The organism is Betaproteobacteria bacterium (genome assembly GCA_016713305.1).
In the GTDB taxonomy this organism is placed as follows: domain Bacteria; phylum Pseudomonadota; class Gammaproteobacteria; order Burkholderiales.
Genome location: JADJPK010000010.1, coordinates 130,664 through 147,650 on the forward strand (window position 1 = coordinate 130,664; position 16,987 = coordinate 147,650).

Below are 16,987 nucleotides of genomic sequence, written 5' to 3' on the forward strand. Positions count from 1 at the left end.
GGAGATCGCGCTCCCCGGCGCAAGAGTCAGTTCGCGACGCCGATTCTCCGTTGTGAAGCCCGCTGCGGCACGCCCGCGCGCGCTCTCATGCCGTCGAGGACCATGGAAAGGTGGATGGTCAGGTATTTCTCGGGCTCGATCGGCTGGCGGTCGCAAGCACCGAACGAGTGACGCCACAGAAGCAGGAAGACGAGGGGAGCGAGGATGAGCCGCGTGCCGTACACCGGATCCACAGGAGTGAATTCGCCCCGCACGATGCCCGTCTCCAGCACACCCTGCACGAGCGCGTATCCGCGACTGATCACTTCGGTGTAATAGAACTGAGCCAGATCGGGGAAATTCTTGGCCTCGGCGAACATCAGCTTGGGAATGCCGCCCAGCTGCGAAGTACCCACCTCGGACCACCACCCGAAGACGATCTTCTCGATGAGCTCGGCCATGGGGCCGGTGTGTTCCTCGACCGTCTTCTCCCCTCGCTGGATCGCCGGAATCAATCCGCCGCGGATGACGGCCTTGAAGAGGCTCTCCTTGGAATCGTAGTAGAGGTACAGCGTGCCCTTGCTGACGCCGGCCCGTTTGGCGACGTCGTCCAGGCGCGTCGCGGCATATCCCTTCTCCACGAAGATGTCGAGCGCCGCCGACAGAAGCTCCGCCGGTCGGGCTTCCTTGCGACGCGTCCAGCGCGTTTCCGCCCGGGTGGAGAGTGGAAGACACAATGGAGTAAGTAACTGACCAGTCAGTAATGTACGGTGCCCCCGCCTTGCCGGTCAATCCCCGGGGAGCTGTCCGATCGGCGGTTGCGACAGAGGCGGAGGCCGGGCCCCGAATTGTCCGGGCAACACGTGCCTTTGCCCGTATGTCCCTGTGCCTGGAATGTGCGCATGCAGCGGCCGCCGGCGGATTCGGACGTCCGGCCTGTCTCGCCATGCATTGCCATCCCCGTCCGGGCAGCGTGACGGACTGGGCGGGCCGAACTGAATGACCCCGCGAAACCATGGGCGGGACCGGGAAGAGCGCTTGGGGTTCGGGAGTATCGTCCGCATATGGGGACCAGTTCCCGAGGAGTCGCTTCGATGCAAAGCACTGTCCGCCCCGCCGCCGTGGCGGGGACCTTCTATCCCGCCGATCCCGCGTCGCTGCATCAGGCAGTGCGGAACTATCTCGACGAAGCCGAGCCTGCCGGGGCGCTTCCTCCCCCCAAGGCGCTCATCGTGCCCCATGCGGGCTATGTCTACTCCGGCCCGGTCGCGGCATCGGCGTACGCACGGCTGGCTCCGCTGAAGTCACGGATCCGCAAGGTCGTTCTTCTGGGCCCGACGCATCGGGTGGCTGTCAAAGGACTGGCGCTGCCGGGAGCCGACGCGTTCGCGACGCCGCTGGGGACCATTGCCATCGACGCGTCCGGTGTCGCGGCGCTCGGGGGGCTGCCCCAGGTGGTGGTGAGCCCGGCGGCACACGCGCTGGAGCATTCGCTCGAGGTGCACCTTCCCTTTCTGCAGGAGGTGCTGGACCAGTTCAACCTCCTGCCCCTGGCGGTGGGTGACGCCACCGCGTCGCAGGTCGCCGAGGTCCTCGAGAGACTCTGGGGCGGCGACGAGACGCTCATCGTGGTGAGTTCGGATCTGTCTCACTATCTGCCTTATGAGACCGCGCGCCGAGAGGATCAGTCGACCGTCCGCGGCATGCTAGCCTGCCGGACGGACATCGATCACATGCACGCGTGCGGTGCGACGCCCGTCAACGGCCTGCTCCTCGTGGCACAGCGCAAGGGGCTCGTGCCGAAGCTGCTGGACCTGCGCAACTCCGGTGACACGGCGGGCGACAAGTCTCGCGTGGTCGGTTACGCATCGATCGCATTTCACCAGGGACAGCCTCGCGGGGCCACCCCCGATGCGGGCGAGCGGGGAGCGGTCCTGCTGCGCCTCGCTCGCGCCGCGATCTCGCGTCAACTGGGGGTTGCCGTTCCGGCTTCCGAGGATGCCGGATTTCTGCAGGAGCACGGCGCGACGTTCGTGACCCTCACGAAGAACGGGGAACTGCGCGGCTGCATCGGCTCGCTGGAAGCGCATCGCAGTCTGCTGGAAGACGTGAAGAAGAACGCGCGTTCGGCCGCGTTCCTGGATCCACGCTTCAGCCCGCTGTCCCTGCGGGAACTGCATCAGGTGAAGGTGGAGGTGAGCCTGCTCACTCCACCCGTGCCGATGCGCTTCGGCAGCGAGGACGATCTGCTTTCCCAGCTGAATCCTCGCGAGGACGGCGTGATCCTGCGCCATGGCAGTCATCGCGCGACGTTCCTTCCCCAGGTGTGGGAGAGCCTGCCGGAACCGGCCAGCTTCCTGAGGCATCTCAAGCAGAAGGCCGGCCTTCCGGCGGACTTCTGGGCCGCGGACATCACCGTATCGCGCTACGGCGTGCAGAAATGGTCGGAGAGCGATTGAGCAGGCGTCCGGAAGCCCCCATTTCCAGAAGGCTGAACGCATCGATTTCCAGCCGCAAAGGCCGCCCATGAGCACGACCGATACCGATACCTGCGACTCTCCGGCACTCGGGCGCGAGGCGCACGAGACCGCCTACCCCGCGCGTTGGTGGCACGCGCTGCCCGACGGGCGTCTGCAATGCGATCTGTGCCCGCGCGACTGCAAGCTGAAGGATGGGCAACGCGGCGCCTGCTTCGTGCGCATGCGGGAAGGCGACGGCATGGTGCTCACCACCTATGGCCGCAGCTCCGGCTTCTGCATCGACCCCATCGAGAAGAAGCCGCTCAACCACTTCTATCCTGGTTCATCGGTGCTCTCCTTCGGCACCGCTGGCTGTAACCTCGCCTGCAAGTTCTGCCAGAACTGGGATATATCAAAATCGAAGGACATGGACCGGCTGATGGACCAGGCCGGCCCCGAGGCGATCGCCGACGCCGCCGCGCGCTCGGGCTGCAAGAGCGTCGCGTTCACGTACAACGACCCCGTCATCTTCGCCGAATACGCCATGGACGTGGCCGACGCCTGCCGTGACCGCGGCGTGAAGACGGTTGCGGTCACCGCCGGTTACATGCACGCCCAGCCCAGGCGCGAGTTCTATTCGAGAATGGATGCGGCCAACGTGGACCTGAAGGCGTTCACGGAGGACTTCTACGTCCGGCTCACCGGCTCGCGTCTCGCGCCGGTGCTGGACACGCTGCGATACCTCGTCCACGAGACCGACGTCTGGGTGGAGATCACCACGCTGCTCATCCCCGGCAGGAACGACGCCGACACGGAACTCGCCGCGCTTTCGTCGTGGATCGCCAGGGAGCTGGGCACGCACGTGCCGCTGCATTTCACGGCCTTCCACCCGGACTACAAGATGACCGATCTACCGCGAACGCCGCTCGAGACCGTCAGGCGCGCACGAGCGATCGCCTTGGCCGAAGGTCTGCGCTACGTCTACACGGGCAATGTCCACGATCCGGCCGGCGGTGCCACGCACTGCCCGCATTGCCGCGAGTCGCTGATCGTGCGGGACTGGCACGACATCCGGGAATATCACCTCACCCCGGGAGGCCACTGCCCTCACTGCGCCACGGAAGTGGCCGGAAGGTTCGAACGGTTCCGCGGCGCTTTCGGTCCAAGACGTGTTCCGGTCAGGATGAACCGTCGGACCTGATCCCCGGCAAGGGCGGATCGAACTTGGCGGGGCCAGCGCCCTCCCGGGGCGTGCACGCTTCCGGGAGCCATTTCCCCCGATGGAGTTCCCACCCCGTTCGATCACTGCCGCTCGTGCGCGCACGCATAGTCGAGCGTGGCGCGCCCCGGAGAATTCTCGTCGATGGATTCCCACACCCGCTTCATTTCGCCGGACGTGTAGAGAACCTGGCCATCCGCTCCGACGATCGACACCGACATCGCCCGATGCTGCATCCGCCTGCAATCGCACTCCACCACGCCCGAGGTTTCCTTCATGAGAGGCATGCCGGGTACGTCGCCAATCGGATGAGGTTCGCGATACACCGCCCGCTTGGTGACCCGCACGACTTCGCCGGTGCGCTCGATCGACTGCGCATCCACGTAATGAACGACGTCGCCGTCGCTTCCGACAGGCACCCATTCGGCCGCACGTGCGTGCGGGCCGGACAGCAGGAAGATGCAGGAGGCCGCGACGCTCCCCAGGATCGTTCTCATGGTGTCTCCTTCAGTGGATTCTGCCGCGCCGCGGGCAGACCACGCCTGGTCGACCGGCAGTCGGTCCGTGCCACGGCCGGGCCACGCGATGCACACGCGCCCGAGAGGTCCGAACGCACCGGACCCGGGTCCCGCGCCATCGTTGCGTGCGGCTCGTTCACTGTGACACGATGGGCGTGCCGGGAGCAACTGCCAAGCAACGACCACCATGCCCGACACCCCATCGGCATCCGAGAACCCTGATCTTTCGCCCCAGCGCCGCACCTGGAAGCGGCGAACGGGCCGCGTGCTGCGCCGTCTCGCGCTCGGCGCCGCGGGCCTGATCGCGCTGCTGGTTGCAGCCGCTGCTTACATCGTCTTCGTCGGCGTGACGATCGACGCCTCGCCGGTGCGGGAGCGTCTTGCGCGGGCGTTTTCCGAATCGCTGCATCGGGAGGTCCGGTTCGACGGACCGGCGATGCTGGAGATCTCGGCGAGGCCATGGCTTCGAGTGGGTGGCCTGCACGTGAGCGATCCCGGCGGATTCGGCGAGGGCACGCTCGCGACCCTGGGCGAAGTGCGGCTCGCCATGGATCTCTGGCCCCTGCTCAACCACCAGCTGCACATCCGGGAACTTTCGGGGCAGGACGCAGCGATCCGGCTTTCAGCGCGTGCGGATGGCTCGAACAACTGGACATTCCAGTTTCCTGCCGCAGCCTCTCCGGCAAACCCGCCGCCGGAGAGCCGTGGCGGCGGCAAGGACGTGGCGCTCATGCTGGACATCGGGAGCATCTCGCTCCAGCGCATCCGCGTCGAGTACGCCGGCCAGGACCGGAGGAGCCACTTCTTCGATCTTGCCCGGCTAGAGGGAAGCTCGCCCTTCGGCAAGCCGCTGACGCTGGCGATGCAGGGCAACGTGGAGAAGTCCTTTCCCTACGAGGTCCGCCTTGCAGGCGGCCCTCTTTCCGACCTCGTGGGATCGGAGAAGCCCTGGCCCTTCAACCTTCGAGTGGAGTTCCTCAGCACTGCTCTCAATCTGGAGGGGCGTGTGCAGGGCACCTCGGGCGACGTGCAGTTCGCAGTCGGGACGGAGAATCTCGGCGAGCTGGAGCGCCTGCTGCAGACGACCTTTCCGAAGGTGGGCGCCACCGCCTTGGCGGGGCATGTTGCGTTCACACCGCAACGCGTGGACGTGACGGGGATCACCGGCGTGATGGGCAGGACGTCGCTGACCGGCTCGGTCACCGCCGACCGTTCGGGCAAGCGCCCGCGGATCAGCGGATCGCTTTCTCTGCCGACACTGGATCTGCGGCCGTTTCTCACGGATGCGCCGGACGAGGACGAGGAGCCGCCTCGCAGCCTGAGAGACACCTACCGCGAACTTTCGAAGGCGACTTTCTCGCTGCGGTCGCTGCGCGCGGCGGACGTCGACCTCCGGTTGGCGGTGGACCGCTGGCTGAGCCTGCCGGGTGACGTTCACGACGTGAAACTGCACCTGCGGCTGACCGACGGCAGGCTGGAAGTGCCCATCGAAGCGAACATGGCAGGCGTGGCGATGTCGGGAAACCTGCTCGTGGATGGATCGCTGGAGACGCCGCGCTTTCGTGTTGCGCTTGGGACACGCGATTCCCCTCTGGCGAACTGCTGGCGGGCGCACGCGGCATGCAGGGCCATCTGGGCAGATTCTCGCTGGAGCTTTCGGCGGAAGGCGATCAGGGCAGCGAACTGATGACGAGCCTCGACGTGCGTCTGGCGCTCGCCGGCGGCCGCCTCACCTACGGCAATGTCGATGGCGGACGTCCGGTGGAATTCGGTCTCGACCAGTTCGAAGTGGCTCTGCCTGCCCACAAACCTCTGCGGGGTTCGGCGCGGGGGACGCTGCTGCGTCAGCCTTTCGTCATGTCGCTGTCGGGCGGAACCCTGGAACACGTGATGCAGGACGAGCGCTCGCCCGTGGACCTTCGCATCCGTTCCGGCTCGGTGCGGGCCGCATTGTCGGGCATCGCCGCCGCGCCCACTGACACTTCCGGACCGGAAGTCTCGTTCGACATCTCGGCCGATCGCACCGACGATGTCGCGCGCTGGCTCGGAATTCCCGCCGGTGCCTCGGCCCGCGTGGCGCTGCGTGGCAAGGCCTCGATGACGGCGAACGACTGGGCACTGCAGGGTCTGCTGCTTCGTGTCGGGAAGTCGACCGTGCGTGTCGATGCATCGTCCATCGCGGCGCAGACGCCCCCCCTCCGGCTTCGCGTGGACGCGGAGCACATCGATGCGGGCGAGCTGCAGTCGCTCGTCCCCCAGAAGCCTGGCAAGCCCGCAGCCGCTGCCGGCCACGGTCGGCCGGTGCTGGAGATCCCCATCCTCCCCAAGGGGATCGACCTGGGTGATGCCGACGTGCAGATTCGCGTGGCCAGGATCGGCGGAACGGCGCTGGACCCGCGCGACATTGCCTTCGATGGCCGCATACGCGATGGCGCGATGCAACCCTCGTCCTTCGGCGCCGTCATTGCCGGGATTCCGTTCCGCGGCGCCGTGTCCCTGGACATGCGCGGTGCGGAACCGCAAAGCAGCCTCTGGTTGAGCGCGGGCGACATCGACGTCGGGAAGCTGCTGAAGCGCCTCGGTCTTGCCTCTGATCTCGATGCCCGCGTGGGTGCAGTGCGCCTCGCACTGACGGCACGCTCGAGTCTGCTGGGGGATCTGCTCGCCAAGTCCGAACTGATCGGCAACATCGACGACGCGTCGGTCACGCTGCGCGACCGCAATACCAGGGCTCAGGCGACCATCGAGCTTGAATCGGGAGAACTGAGCGCCAGGCCCGGGCAGCCGTTGCGGCTCGATCTTGAAGGCCGCATCGATGCGACGCCCATCCGCCTGGGGCTGAAGACCGCGAAGGCCGTCGACCTGATCCGCCCGGAAGGTCGTATCCCCTTCGATCTCACCGCCCGCGTGCCGGATCTCGACGTGCGGCTGCACGGTACCGTCGCCAAGCCTGTCGGCACGCGCGACATCGTACTGGGCCTGGAGGTGCGCGGAAGCCGGTTCGACCGGTTGAACGGGCTGGCGCGGGCGTCCCTACCCCCGTGGGGTCCCTACGCGCTGTCGGGACTGTTCCGCATGTCCGCACGCGGATACGAGGTAGACGATCTCACGGTGCGCGTCGGAAGCAGTTCGCTGCAAGGACGGGGATCGCTCGACACGACTGGAGCCAGACCGCGCCTCGACGTCGCACTCAAGGCGCCTTCGGTGCAACTCGACGACTTCCGTTTCGGCGACTGGACTCCCGTCGAAAAGAAGCCCGAGTCGTCCACGCCGATGACCGCCGAAGAGCTGAAGGCAAAGGCGGCCACGGCGAGCGACGAGGCGCAGAAACTGCTGAGTCCGGCCGTCCTCGGACGCCAGGATGTCTTCATCGGCGTGCAGGTGGACGAAGTGCTTTCGGGGTCTGACAGGCTTGGCAGCGGCCGGCTGGAAGCAAGACTCGAAAACGGCCGCGCGGACGTCGGTCCGGTGGAAGTGAACGTGCCCGGCGGCTCGGCACGGCTCTGGCTCGGGTACGAACCCACCGACCGGGACGTGAAGGTGGAGACGCGGATGAAGGTCGACCGTTTCGATTACGGGGTGCTGGCGCGTCGCCTCAAACCGGGAACCGACCTGGAAGGCACCTTCAGTCTCGACGTGGACGTGAATTCACGCACGCGCTATCTATCCGACATCCTCGAGTCCGGCAACGGGCACATCGACTTCGCCGTGTGGCCGCGGAACATGCGCTCGGGAATCTTCGATCTGTGGGCCGTCAACGTGCTGGTGGCGCTGGTGCCGGCGGTGGATCCGTCGACAGCATCGAAGATCAACTGCGCTGTGGGCCGGTTCGAACTGCGTGACGGCCGGCTGCGCGACCGCACGATCGTGCTGGACACCACCCGCATGCGCGTCACGGGCAAGGGCAGCGCCGACTTTCACGACGAGAAGATGAACCTGCGCCTCAAGCCCGTGGCCAAGGTTCCGCAGTTCCTGAGCCTCGCCACGCCGATCGAAGTCAAAGGCACCTTCGGCGATTTCAGTATCGGCGTATCGGCCGGCGACGTTCTGGGCACGATCGGCCGGTTCGCCTCCTCGATTTTCTGGGCGCCCATCCAGAAGCTGGTCGCCAAGGAGATTCCCGCGGACGGGCGGGACGTCTGTTCCCAGGGGCTGTCGGGGACGGCGCGTTAGGCGCGTTGAAACAGCCGCATCGAGACTTCCCCATACCCCTGACCGGCCGCAGCCCGCCGTCTGTCGATCCGGATGGGTCGGGCTACAACCCCCTTGTCCGACCCCGGCCTGTCAGCAGGCCCCGGGTTCCGCAGACTCCCACCCTGGACAGCCTGGAACGCCACTGAGCATCCGGAAACCGGGAACGGACCGGTTCACTCGCTCAAGGGATCCAGGCCGTTCGACGACGTCGGGCGCACTGCACCGCCGCGATACCGCCGATGCCGGCCAGCACAAGCGCCCACGTACCGGGTTCGGGTACCGCCACCGTCACCGCCTCCATCTCCAACTGCACCGTTCCCGTACCGTCGAACTTGAGTCCGGTCACGAAGGCGATCGGATTGCCCGGATCCAGGTTTAGCGAAGCGTCGATACCCATCACGCGGAAGCGGTGCACGCCCGTGGAAAAGCCGAAGGTGCCGCCGTCATTCACGTGCCCGACGGTCACCCAATCGCCATCTTCTTCCAGTTGGATCAGATACCCGTCGGCATCCCCCAGCGCCGGCAGAAGAACCTCGATGAAACTGGGACCGCCGGTCACGGTGTACTGGTAGCCGACGGCGATCACGGGATCGATGTAGAGGAACGACTCCATGCCGGGACCTCCCTCGGCGATTTCGAAGGGAGCGAACGCGAATTCTCCATCCGACACTTCCCCGTCCACCGGCAGCAGAGGATTGCCCGGGACGTATCCGGGCGGCAGGCCCGCCTCTCCGTCCGGAACGTCCACGAGTTGTCCCGGACTGCCGAACGCCCCCCAGGAGGGGTAGTCCGTGTCGGCGTCGCGCACGGTCGCCGTGTCGAGCACGAAACTCACATACACATTGCCGTTGTTCCGGAACTCGATCGAATCCGTCGTCGAGGCCGATTCGAAGTACCCCGCCGCGTAGTCCCGGCCTCCCCAGGCCCAAGTCGTCCCCGGCAGTGCCGCCGTGTCGGACCCGGAGTTGACGTACTTGACGACAGAGCCGGCCGGCTGGTTCGGGACGAGCGAGTCCGTCAGCAACCCGGCAGCAGAGACAGCGGCGGCCTCGGTTTCCCCATCGCCTCCGCTGCCCGTCGTGTCCACGAGATTCCAGTAGAAGCCCGAAGAATTGGCATTCACGGAGAAGAGATCCCAGAACCCCAGCGAGCCGTTCGGGAAGGCGGCCACGGCTGTGCCATCGTTGTAGGAGTCCCACGATCGGAGGTTCGCCGAGAAGCTCACCCGGTAACCGTATTCGGCAGCAGGCAGCACGAGGCCCGCACCATAGATGGCCGACCCCTGGGTTCCGTTCTCCGACAGGCCGAAGCTGCCGGGGTCGAGGTCGATCCTGTAACCCCCGCCGTTCAACGCCGAGACGTCGCCGCTTGCGCTTCCCGGGGCCGTCACCCAGTCCGTCGCGAGGGGAGCGTACTCGCCTACGACTCCGCCGTCAGCGTCGAGCATCTCGAACTTGATGGCCTCCGCGGTGGAAGCGGTGATGCAAAGTACAGCGGCAAGGGCAGTGACGAGCGAAGTCCTGCGAAAACCTGGCATCTTCTTGGTCTCCTTCTGAAGTTTGTCCGGACATCCGGAACCACGCTGCCGCCTCTCTTCTCGCGAGAAAGTGCGCATGACGAATCTATCACATCGTTAACTTCCAGGAACGCCCGTGTGCGCCGGTTTGCAGGATCTTCTGCGGCGGTCCCTGTCTGTCATGCCACGGCAATGAGGCAGCAATACCTTTGCAGCGTTTCCGGAGGCTTTCATGAACATCGACGCAACAAAGATCCAAGGCGGCATCACCCTGATCCGGCTGGCCGGACGGATGGACGTGGAAGGCACCTCGGCCATCGAAACCCGGTTCACGGCGCACGCCGTCTCCGACGGAGCAGCGGTCGTACTGGACATGGCAGGCGTGGATTTCCTCTCTTCCTATGGAATACGCGCGCTCATGCTGGTTGCCAAGGCGCTGCGCCAGCGGGGTGGCGCCATGGCGCTCATGTGTCCGCAGGATGCCGTACGCAAGGTTCTCGAAACCTCTGGCGTGGACCAGTTGATCCCCTTGGGGGACTCGCTTTCGGAAGCCAAGGCCGCCCTGGGAAGCTGACACGACGTGTCCGAATTGTCGATTGCGAGCGAGATTTCGGAACTCCGGCGCATGAGCAGGTGGCTCGCTCGGGAAACGTCCACGCTGGGGCTCCCCGAGACCGTCCGGCAGGATCTCGACGTCTGCGCGAACGAAGCGGTGATGAACGTGATCAGCCACGCATTCGACGGCGACGGCCCCCACGAGATTCTCCTGAGCATCGCCCGCGCGCCCAATGAGTTGCAGTTGGCCATCGAGGATGAGGGAAGCCCCTTCAATCCCCTCGCCCATCCCGAACACGCGCCGCCCGCCTCGCTCGACGATGCTTGCGTGGGGGGGCTGGGAATCAAGCTGATCCGGCGCCTGGTGCCGAACTCGCATTACGAACGCCGGGGAAATCGCAACGTGCTGACACTGATTTTTCCGCTCGCGTGCACTCCGATCCGGCTGCGGAGCCGACGGCCAGAGGACCGGACCGCCGCGAGCGCGCGTCGGCATTGCCCGCCGAAGAAGAGCGCCGGCGCACTCCGGATCGCAGGAGTCTTGGCCATCTCGCCCGGTCACCGCTCTTCTCGGGCCTTCCCTTCCATTTCCTCGAGGACCTCATCGAACGGTGTCCGGCGAGGGAACTGGATGCCGGCGAAACGCTGCTCGAGCCAGGCCTCTTGAACGACCGGATGTTCCTCGTCCTGGCGGGCCGCCTCCTCGTCCGCCTGGGTGAGGAAGGTTCGCCCGACTCCATTCCCATCGGGCCGGGCGGAACGCTGGGTGAACTATCCATCATCGATGGGAAGCCCGTATCTGCCTTCGTGTCCGCCAGCGAGGCCTCTCGCGTGCTGGCGATTCCCGCCGACGTCTTCTGGAATACGTTGTCCGGCAGTCCACGCTTCGCACGCAACCTTGCCGGGGTGCTGTCGGCCCGGATGCGCGCCAACAACGAACGCATCATCGCGCGGATCCGGGATCACTTCGCATTGGAGCACCTGCACAAGGAACTGCACATCGCGCGCAGCATCAGGCCGGAATGCTGCCCGGACGGGGCCGCCTGTTCGGCAGCCGCGAAGACGTGGACGTCTATGGCTTGATGGATCCTGCCCACGACATCGGCGGAGACCTGTACGACTCGTTCTTCGTGGGCCCCGATCGTCTGGTCGCGGTCATCGGCGATGTGTCCGGCAAGGGAATTCCGGCTGCGCTGTTCATGGCGAGAGTGATTGCCCAACTGCGTCTGGTGGCGATTTCCGAGACCTCTCCTGCCGCCGTCCTGTCCCGGTTGAACGGCCTCCTTTGCGAACACAACGATGCCGGCATGTTCGTGACGTTGCTGGTCCTCGTTCTGGACGTGAGGGACGGCACGTTCGTCTACTCCAACGCGGGCCACAATCCGCCGGTCGTCATGCGGCAACACGAGACCGGGTTTCTCCCCATGCCAAAGGGCCTGGTGGCGTGACTGGTGGCTGGCGCGCCCTACAGGGAATTGCAGGGGCGACTGGCGCCCGGGGAAGGTCTGCTCCTGTATACGGACGGAGTCACGGAGGCGCTGGACACCGTGTTGTCCTGCTATGGGGACGAACGCCTCACCGGCGTGCTCGAACGCCTTGCGGGAACCTGCGCCGAGAGCGTTGTCCGGGCTGTAAGCGAGGACGTGCGTGCGTTCAGCCAGGGCACGAATCAATCGGATGACATCACGATGCTGGCCCTGCGCAGGCCCGCCTGAGTCATCGCCGCGGAGAGGGAAGGATGGCTGCCGCAGCGGCGACCGATTCCACGGCGTCGGCGGGTGGACCACAATGACGTCCGCAGGTCGGGAACCGCCCATCGCGGCTCCGCTGCCCTGACAACAAATATCCCGAAACGACGATGAATCCTCCGCAGCTTTCCGCGGGACCCGCGGGTACCCGTCAGTTCCTGCGTCTTTTCACCTCGGTGATGCTGCCCATGTTCCTCGCGGCGGTGGATCAGACGCTTCTCGCCACGGCCACACCGCGCATTGCACAGGAACTCGGCGGGCTTCGCGACACGTCGTGGATCGCCGTGGCATACCTTCTTGCCGCAGCTGCCACGACCCCTCTTTACGGCCGGCTCGGCGATCGCTTCGGCCGGCGGGAGATGCTGCTCGTCGCCTTGAGCGTCTTCACGGTGGGCTCTGTCGCATGCGCAGCGGCACAGACGCTGACCATGCTCGTCGCCGCGCGCGTCGTGCAAGGCCTGGGAGCGGGGGGCCTGATGACGCTCTCCCAGGCGTTGATCGGGGAACTGGTCACACCCAGGGAACGCGCGAGATTCCAGGGATACTTCGCCGCGATGTTCAGTCTCGCGAGCATCGGCGGCCCCGTGATCGGCGGTTTCGTGGTGAGCCACGCGAGCTGGCGATGGCTGTTCCTCGCCAACTTGCCCCTGGGCGCCGTGGCCGCCTGGCGGTTGTACGCGCTTCCGTCAGCTCGCGGAAAGATCGAACGGCGCGATCAGGACCTGACCGGCATCGTGCTCTTCTCCGGAGCGATCGTGAGCACGCTGTACTGGCTCACGTCGGCGGGTCATCGGTTCGCATGGGCGTCTGCCGAGAGCATGGCCTGGATCGCCGGTTCGCTGACTCTGGCGATGGTGCTGCTGTACCACGAACGGCGTCTTCCGGATCCGTTCCTGCCGCTCGAACTGCTGCGACGGCCGGCCATCGGCTTCTGCGCGCTCACCACCGCGCTGTTCGCCGCGAGCATGTTCGCGATGATCTTCTTCCTGCCGATCTATCTGCAGCTGGGTCACCGGACGGGAGCGGCCGCGTCCGGCGCGATGCTTCTCCCGCTGACGATCGGCATGGCGGCCGGCTCCATGGGCAGCGGCCGGATTCTGGCGCGAACGGGAAAGCCGCACTGGATTCCCGTCTGCGGAATGACGATCGCCGCATCAGGTCTTGCCATGCTGGGCCTGCTGCAGGCCGGCCCCCACGGTACCACCGCGCTCGGGGCGATGGTGGGCATCGGGTTCGGTACCGTGATGCCCACCATGCAGGTGACGGTGCAGACGGCCGCAGGACGCGACCGTCTCGGTGCCGCCACGTCCATCGTCTCGCTGTCGCGTTCGCTCGGCGCCGCCTCGGGAACAGCCCTCTTTGGCGCTCTCGTGTTCACGCTGATGCCGCAAACCGACACGGCGCGGCTTTCGCAGGACGCGACCCTTCTTCCTGCCGAGGCACTGCTGCCTGCCTTTCACACGGCGTTCCTGGTGATCGCCGTCATCGCCCTCCTGGGCGCGGTGGCGGCGAGCCGTGTTCCTCCGATGGAACTCCGTTGAGGCCGTTTCCTATGCGGTCTGGCGCGCGTGCGAAACCCCTGCGGCGAACCGCTCCGCGGCCTGGATCGTGTTGGCGAGAAGCATGGTGATGGTCATGGGTCCGACCCCCCCGGGTACTGGGGTGAGGTGGCCCGCGACTTCCTTGACGCTGTCGAAATCGACGTCGCCTGCGAGTTTTCCATCGGGGAGCCGATTGATGCCCACGTCGATCACCGCGGCCCCTGGCTTGACCATGTCACCGGTGATCATCTTCGCCCGGCCCACGGCAACGACCAGGACATCGGCCATGCGCGTGTAGCGGGCGAGATCCCGCGTCTTGGACGTGCAGATAGTCACAGTTGCATCGCGCGCGAGCAGCATCAGCGCCTGCGGCTTGCCCACGATGTTGCTCCGTCCCACCACCACGGCGTCGGCGCCGCGCAGCGGAATGCCATAGTGATCCAGCAAGGCCATCACGCCATAGGGCGTGCAGGGCGGAAACACGGACTCTCCGGCAATGAGACCGCCCAGGTTGTAAAGATGAAAGCCATCGGCATCCTTGTCCACCGAAATGGTTTCGAGGACGTCCGCAACGTCGAACTGTGGTGGCAGCGGCAGCTGGACGAGGATGCCGTGAATCCGGGGATCCGCATTGAGCGCCACGATGCGCGCGATGACTTCCTCCGGCGTCGCATCACCCGGGTACTCGTGGATCTCGGAATGCAGTCCGATTTCCGTGCAGGCCTTGGCCTTGTTGCGCACGTAGACCTTGGATGCCGGATTGTCGCCGACGATGATCACGGCGAGTCCCGGGGTCACGCCCTTTGCCTTGAGAGCGTCGGCGCGCTCCTTCCAGCGTGCGCGGGTGGCCTTGGCGACGGCCAGGCCGTCCATGAGGGTGGCAGTCATTTCTCTCCTGGTGGTATCTGCGTCAGAGTTCAACTTGTTCCGGCGCCGCTCCGGGCGCTCGACGCGGCGGCCGATTCGATGCCGTCCGGCAGCCGGATCGACGACGGATCGATCACCTTTTCCAACTGGGCAAGCGTGGAATAGAAGACCGGTCCCCGCCCCATGTCCGCCTCTTCCTGGCTCACGAGCGCATTGATGTTCACCCCATTGCGCTGCTTGGAACCCTGAAGCTGCTTGGGCGCACTGAGAACGCCCGGCAGGGTGCCCGGCACGATGAGCGCATGGCCGTAGACCTCGCCCCGATCGTTGAAGAGCCGGCACAGGTCGCCATCGGCGATGCCGCGTTCGGCTGCATCTTCCGCGCTCACTTCGAACGTCTGCCGCGACATCATCTCCTGCAACCTCGGAACGTGCTGAAAACTCGCTCCGATGAAGTAATGCGTCGCCGGACTGAGCACCTGCAACGGATAGTGCTTGCGCCGTTCCTCGCTGAACCAGCCTTCCCTTTCGGGCACGTGCCCGGGGAGCGGATCGAGACCGAGCTTCGTCATGCTCTCGCTGTAGATCTCTATCTTCCCGGAGGGCGTGGACCAGCGCCCGCTGTTCATGCCGGGGCGGCGCGGGGAATCCACCGCGGCCCTCGCCCAGCCCTGCTCTTCGAGCAGTTCGTAGGTGATGCCTTCGAGCAGGGGATTGAACTGCGGATCGAGGATGTCGCGGATCATGGCTTCGTCGGTGTCCGAGAAGCACGGATCGTCGTAACCCATGTGCCGGGCGAGCCGGCGAAACAGTTCATTGTTGTCCAGGCTCTCGCCGAGCTTCTCGGAATGGCCTGCTGCGACAGCGAATAGAAGTAGTTTCCAGTACGCGCACAGGAGATCCGTGCGCTCGAGGGCGGTGTCCGCGGGCAGGATGATGTCGGCGTAGTCGCACGTGTCGGTGAAGAACGTGTCATGCACCACCACGAAAAGATCGTCCCGCATCATTCCCCGCCTTGCGCTCACCGTGTCGGGCACGCAATTGGCCGGATCCGAATTCCACACGAACAACGCCTTGATGGGAGGATCCAGCGTGGAGTCCTCCAGTGCCTTGCCGATCTGGATCATGTTGATCGTGCGGGGCTGGCGATCCCCCAGGAAGTCGGTGCGTTGCAGCTTCCGCAGATCGACGTTGCGTATCTCGGTGCCGGTTCCGACGCACACGCCGCCGCGCGTGCGCATCGCGCCGGTCACGGCGGGCAGCAATTTCACGGCACGGGTCATGGCCCCCCCGTTGTCGTGCCGCTGGATGCCCCAGTTGAGGCGGATGAACGAGCGCTGGGTGCTCGCGTAAAGCAGAGCGAATCGCTCGATGTCGGCAGGGGCCAGACCCGTGATCTGCGCGACACGCTCCACGGGATACTCGGGAAGGCGCGCCAGCAACTGCTCCCAACCCACTGTCTGGGTTTTCAGAAAGTCCTCGTCGTGCAGCCCGTGCTCCACGATGATCTTCATCATCCCGAGCGCGAGTGCGGCATCCGTGCCGGGCCGCGGCTGGAGATGCCAGTCGGCGAACGCGGTGGTGCGGGTCACGCGTGGATCGACCGCCACCACCTTCGCCCCCGCTCCTTCGCCTCGACGATGAACGGCATCGCGTGCACGCCGGTGCTCACGAGGTTGGTTCCCCACAGGACGATGAGATCCATGCCGGGCATGTCCTCGATGTTCGCCTCGTGCACCTGACCGGTCGTGAAGAGACTGGCGGCCCGTCCCGCCGCCGTGCAGATGGTTCTGTCCAGTCGGGCCGCGCCCATCTTGTTGAAGAAACGCTCGCCCATCCCGAGGAAGCCGAGGAATCCGAGCGTGCCCGAATACGAGTACGGCTGGACCGCCTCCGGGCCGTAGCCTGCGACGACATCCTTCAGACGCGCCGCGGTTTCGGCGAGCGCCTCTTCCCAGGTGATGCGTTCGAACCGCGCCCCCTTGCCTTTCGGGCCCACCCGCCTCCAGGGATACAGCACGCGGTTGCCGTTGTAGACGAGTTCGAGGTAGTTGTTGACCTTGTTGCAGAGATAGCCGCGGGTGACGGGATGCGTCGGATCTCCCTCGACCTTGATCGCGCGCTCGCTGCGCGTGTCGACCGTGACCCGCATGGAGCAGGCATCCGGGCAATCGTGAGGGCACGTCACCTTGACGACTTTCGTTTCGAGGTGTCTGGCGACTCCGGCGGCGGTTTCCATGATGCACTCTCCGACTGCAAAGACGTATTTCACCACAGAGTGGCGTCAGCCTCGACCGGTTCCGGCGCGCCGTTGCCCCGGAAGACCGCAGCGGGCACACTGACCCGATGCAAGACCCGGAGCCCGCCATGAAGCACCTGTCCGTCCTCGCC

15 protein-coding genes are annotated in these 16,987 nt (G+C 65.8%); 9 read left to right on the forward strand and 6 right to left on the reverse strand.

Annotated elements, in window-relative coordinates; all coding sequences use genetic code 11:
- Window positions 1-26: 26 nt before the first annotated feature.
- Window positions 27-716 carry a TetR/AcrR family transcriptional regulator gene (locus IPK20_14620; protein MBK8017828.1) on the reverse strand — a complete coding sequence of 230 codons (690 nt, stop codon included), beginning with the start codon at window positions 714-716 and terminating at the stop codon, window positions 27-29.
- A 357-nt stretch (window positions 717-1,073) separates the two neighbouring features.
- Here IPK20_14620 and amrB point away from each other — a divergent pair, with 357 nt between their 5' ends.
- Together amrB and amrS are read left to right on the forward strand one after the other, a co-directional pair.
- Window positions 1,074-2,438: an AmmeMemoRadiSam system protein B gene (gene amrB, locus IPK20_14625; GenBank protein ID MBK8017829.1), complete on the forward strand. Its 1,365-nt coding sequence runs from the start codon at window positions 1,074-1,076 to the stop codon at window positions 2,436-2,438.
- Window positions 2,439-2,505: 67 nt separating this feature from the next.
- Window positions 2,506-3,639: an AmmeMemoRadiSam system radical SAM enzyme gene (amrS, locus tag IPK20_14630; GenBank protein MBK8017830.1), complete on the forward strand. Its 1,134-nt coding sequence runs from the start codon at window positions 2,506-2,508 to the stop codon at window positions 3,637-3,639.
- A 101-nt stretch (window positions 3,640-3,740) separates the two neighbouring features.
- Here the strand turns inward: amrS and IPK20_14635 are convergent, their stop codons facing one another.
- Window positions 3,741-4,154, reverse strand: a complete 414-nt coding sequence (locus IPK20_14635) for a hypothetical protein (protein MBK8017831.1) — start codon at window positions 4,152-4,154, stop codon at window positions 3,741-3,743.
- A gap of 208 nt (window positions 4,155-4,362) precedes the next feature.
- Here IPK20_14635 and IPK20_14640 point away from each other — a divergent pair, with 208 nt between their 5' ends.
- Together IPK20_14640 and IPK20_14645 are read left to right on the forward strand one after the other, a co-directional pair.
- Window positions 4,363-5,862 (forward strand): AsmA family protein, encoded by a 1,500-nt coding sequence (locus IPK20_14640; protein MBK8017832.1) that lies wholly within the window; start codon window positions 4,363-4,365, stop codon window positions 5,860-5,862.
- The gene (locus IPK20_14645) at window positions 5,796-8,348 is read left to right on the forward strand and encodes a hypothetical protein (protein MBK8017833.1); all 2,553 of its coding nucleotides are present in this window, start codon (window positions 5,796-5,798) and stop codon (window positions 8,346-8,348) included. Before IPK20_14640 ends, IPK20_14645 begins: the two co-directional genes overlap by 67 nt.
- A gap of 202 nt (window positions 8,349-8,550) precedes the next feature.
- On the opposite strand, the gene IPK20_14650 is transcribed toward IPK20_14645, so the two are convergent.
- Complete coding sequence (locus IPK20_14650; protein MBK8017834.1) at window positions 8,551-9,906, reverse strand: PEP-CTERM sorting domain-containing protein; 1,356 nt, start codon at window positions 9,904-9,906, stop codon at window positions 8,551-8,553.
- A gap of 211 nt (window positions 9,907-10,117) precedes the next feature.
- Between IPK20_14650 and IPK20_14655 the strand changes: the two genes are divergently transcribed.
- The 5 genes from IPK20_14655 (at window position 10,118) to IPK20_14675 (ending at window position 13,729) form a co-directional block, all read left to right on the forward strand.
- A complete protein-coding gene (locus IPK20_14655) occupies window positions 10,118-10,459 on the forward strand; it encodes an STAS domain-containing protein (protein MBK8017835.1) in 342 nt (113 codons plus the stop codon).
- Window positions 10,460-10,869: 410 nt separating this feature from the next.
- Window positions 10,870-11,523: a Crp/Fnr family transcriptional regulator gene (locus IPK20_14660; GenBank protein MBK8017836.1), complete on the forward strand. Its 654-nt coding sequence runs from the start codon at window positions 10,870-10,872 to the stop codon at window positions 11,521-11,523.
- Window positions 11,520-11,888: a serine/threonine-protein phosphatase gene (locus IPK20_14665; protein MBK8017837.1), complete on the forward strand. Its 369-nt coding sequence runs from the start codon at window positions 11,520-11,522 to the stop codon at window positions 11,886-11,888. Before IPK20_14660 ends, IPK20_14665 begins: the two co-directional genes overlap by 4 nt.
- A gap of 3 nt (window positions 11,889-11,891) precedes the next feature.
- The gene (locus IPK20_14670; GenBank protein MBK8017838.1) at window positions 11,892-12,155 is read left to right on the forward strand and encodes a SpoIIE family protein phosphatase; all 264 of its coding nucleotides are present in this window, start codon (window positions 11,892-11,894) and stop codon (window positions 12,153-12,155) included.
- Between the two features lie 143 nt (window positions 12,156-12,298).
- The gene (locus IPK20_14675) at window positions 12,299-13,729 is read left to right on the forward strand and encodes an MFS transporter (protein MBK8017839.1); all 1,431 of its coding nucleotides are present in this window, start codon (window positions 12,299-12,301) and stop codon (window positions 13,727-13,729) included.
- A 9-nt stretch (window positions 13,730-13,738) separates the two neighbouring features.
- Here IPK20_14675 and folD read toward each other — a convergent pair whose 3' ends face one another.
- The 3 genes from folD to IPK20_14690 are packed head-to-tail and all read right to left on the reverse strand — an operon-like array spanning window position 13,739 to window position 16,835.
- Window positions 13,739-14,617: a bifunctional methylenetetrahydrofolate dehydrogenase/methenyltetrahydrofolate cyclohydrolase FolD gene (folD, locus tag IPK20_14680; GenBank protein MBK8017840.1), complete on the reverse strand. Its 879-nt coding sequence runs from the start codon at window positions 14,615-14,617 to the stop codon at window positions 13,739-13,741.
- Between the two features lie 29 nt (window positions 14,618-14,646).
- The gene (locus tag IPK20_14685; GenBank protein MBK8017841.1) at window positions 14,647-16,284 is read right to left on the reverse strand and encodes a molybdopterin-dependent oxidoreductase; all 1,638 of its coding nucleotides are present in this window, start codon (window positions 16,282-16,284) and stop codon (window positions 14,647-14,649) included.
- Window positions 16,185-16,835 carry a molybdopterin-dependent oxidoreductase gene (locus tag IPK20_14690; protein MBK8017842.1) on the reverse strand — a complete coding sequence of 217 codons (651 nt, stop codon included), beginning with the start codon at window positions 16,833-16,835 and terminating at the stop codon, window positions 16,185-16,187. The genes IPK20_14685 and IPK20_14690 overlap by 100 nt, the downstream gene beginning before the upstream one ends.
- Window positions 16,836-16,987: the final 152 nt, after the last annotated feature.

Excerpts from the sequence above, each read along its gene's own strand:
- amrB (MBK8017829.1), top strand. The coding sequence starts at position 1,074 with ATGCAAAGCACTGTCCGCCCCGCCGCCGTGGCGGGGACCTTCTATCCC.
- amrS (MBK8017830.1), top strand. The coding sequence starts at position 2,506 with ATGAGCACGACCGATACCGATACCTGCGACTCTCCGGCACTCGGGCGC.
- IPK20_14635 (MBK8017831.1), bottom strand. The coding sequence starts at position 4,154 with ATGAGAACGATCCTGGGGAGCGTCGCGGCCTCCTGCATCTTCCTGCTG.
- IPK20_14640 (MBK8017832.1), top strand. The coding sequence starts at position 4,363 with ATGCCCGACACCCCATCGGCATCCGAGAACCCTGATCTTTCGCCCCAG.
- IPK20_14645 (MBK8017833.1), top strand. The coding sequence starts at position 5,796 with ATGCAGGGCCATCTGGGCAGATTCTCGCTGGAGCTTTCGGCGGAAGGC.
- IPK20_14650 (MBK8017834.1), bottom strand. The coding sequence starts at position 9,906 with ATGCCAGGTTTTCGCAGGACTTCGCTCGTCACTGCCCTTGCCGCTGTA.
- IPK20_14655 (MBK8017835.1), top strand. The coding sequence starts at position 10,118 with ATGAACATCGACGCAACAAAGATCCAAGGCGGCATCACCCTGATCCGG.
- IPK20_14675 (MBK8017839.1), top strand. The coding sequence starts at position 12,299 with ATGAATCCTCCGCAGCTTTCCGCGGGACCCGCGGGTACCCGTCAGTTC.
- folD (MBK8017840.1), bottom strand. The coding sequence starts at position 14,617 with ATGACTGCCACCCTCATGGACGGCCTGGCCGTCGCCAAGGCCACCCGC.
- IPK20_14690 (MBK8017842.1), bottom strand. The coding sequence starts at position 16,835 with ATGGAAACCGCCGCCGGAGTCGCCAGACACCTCGAAACGAAAGTCGTC.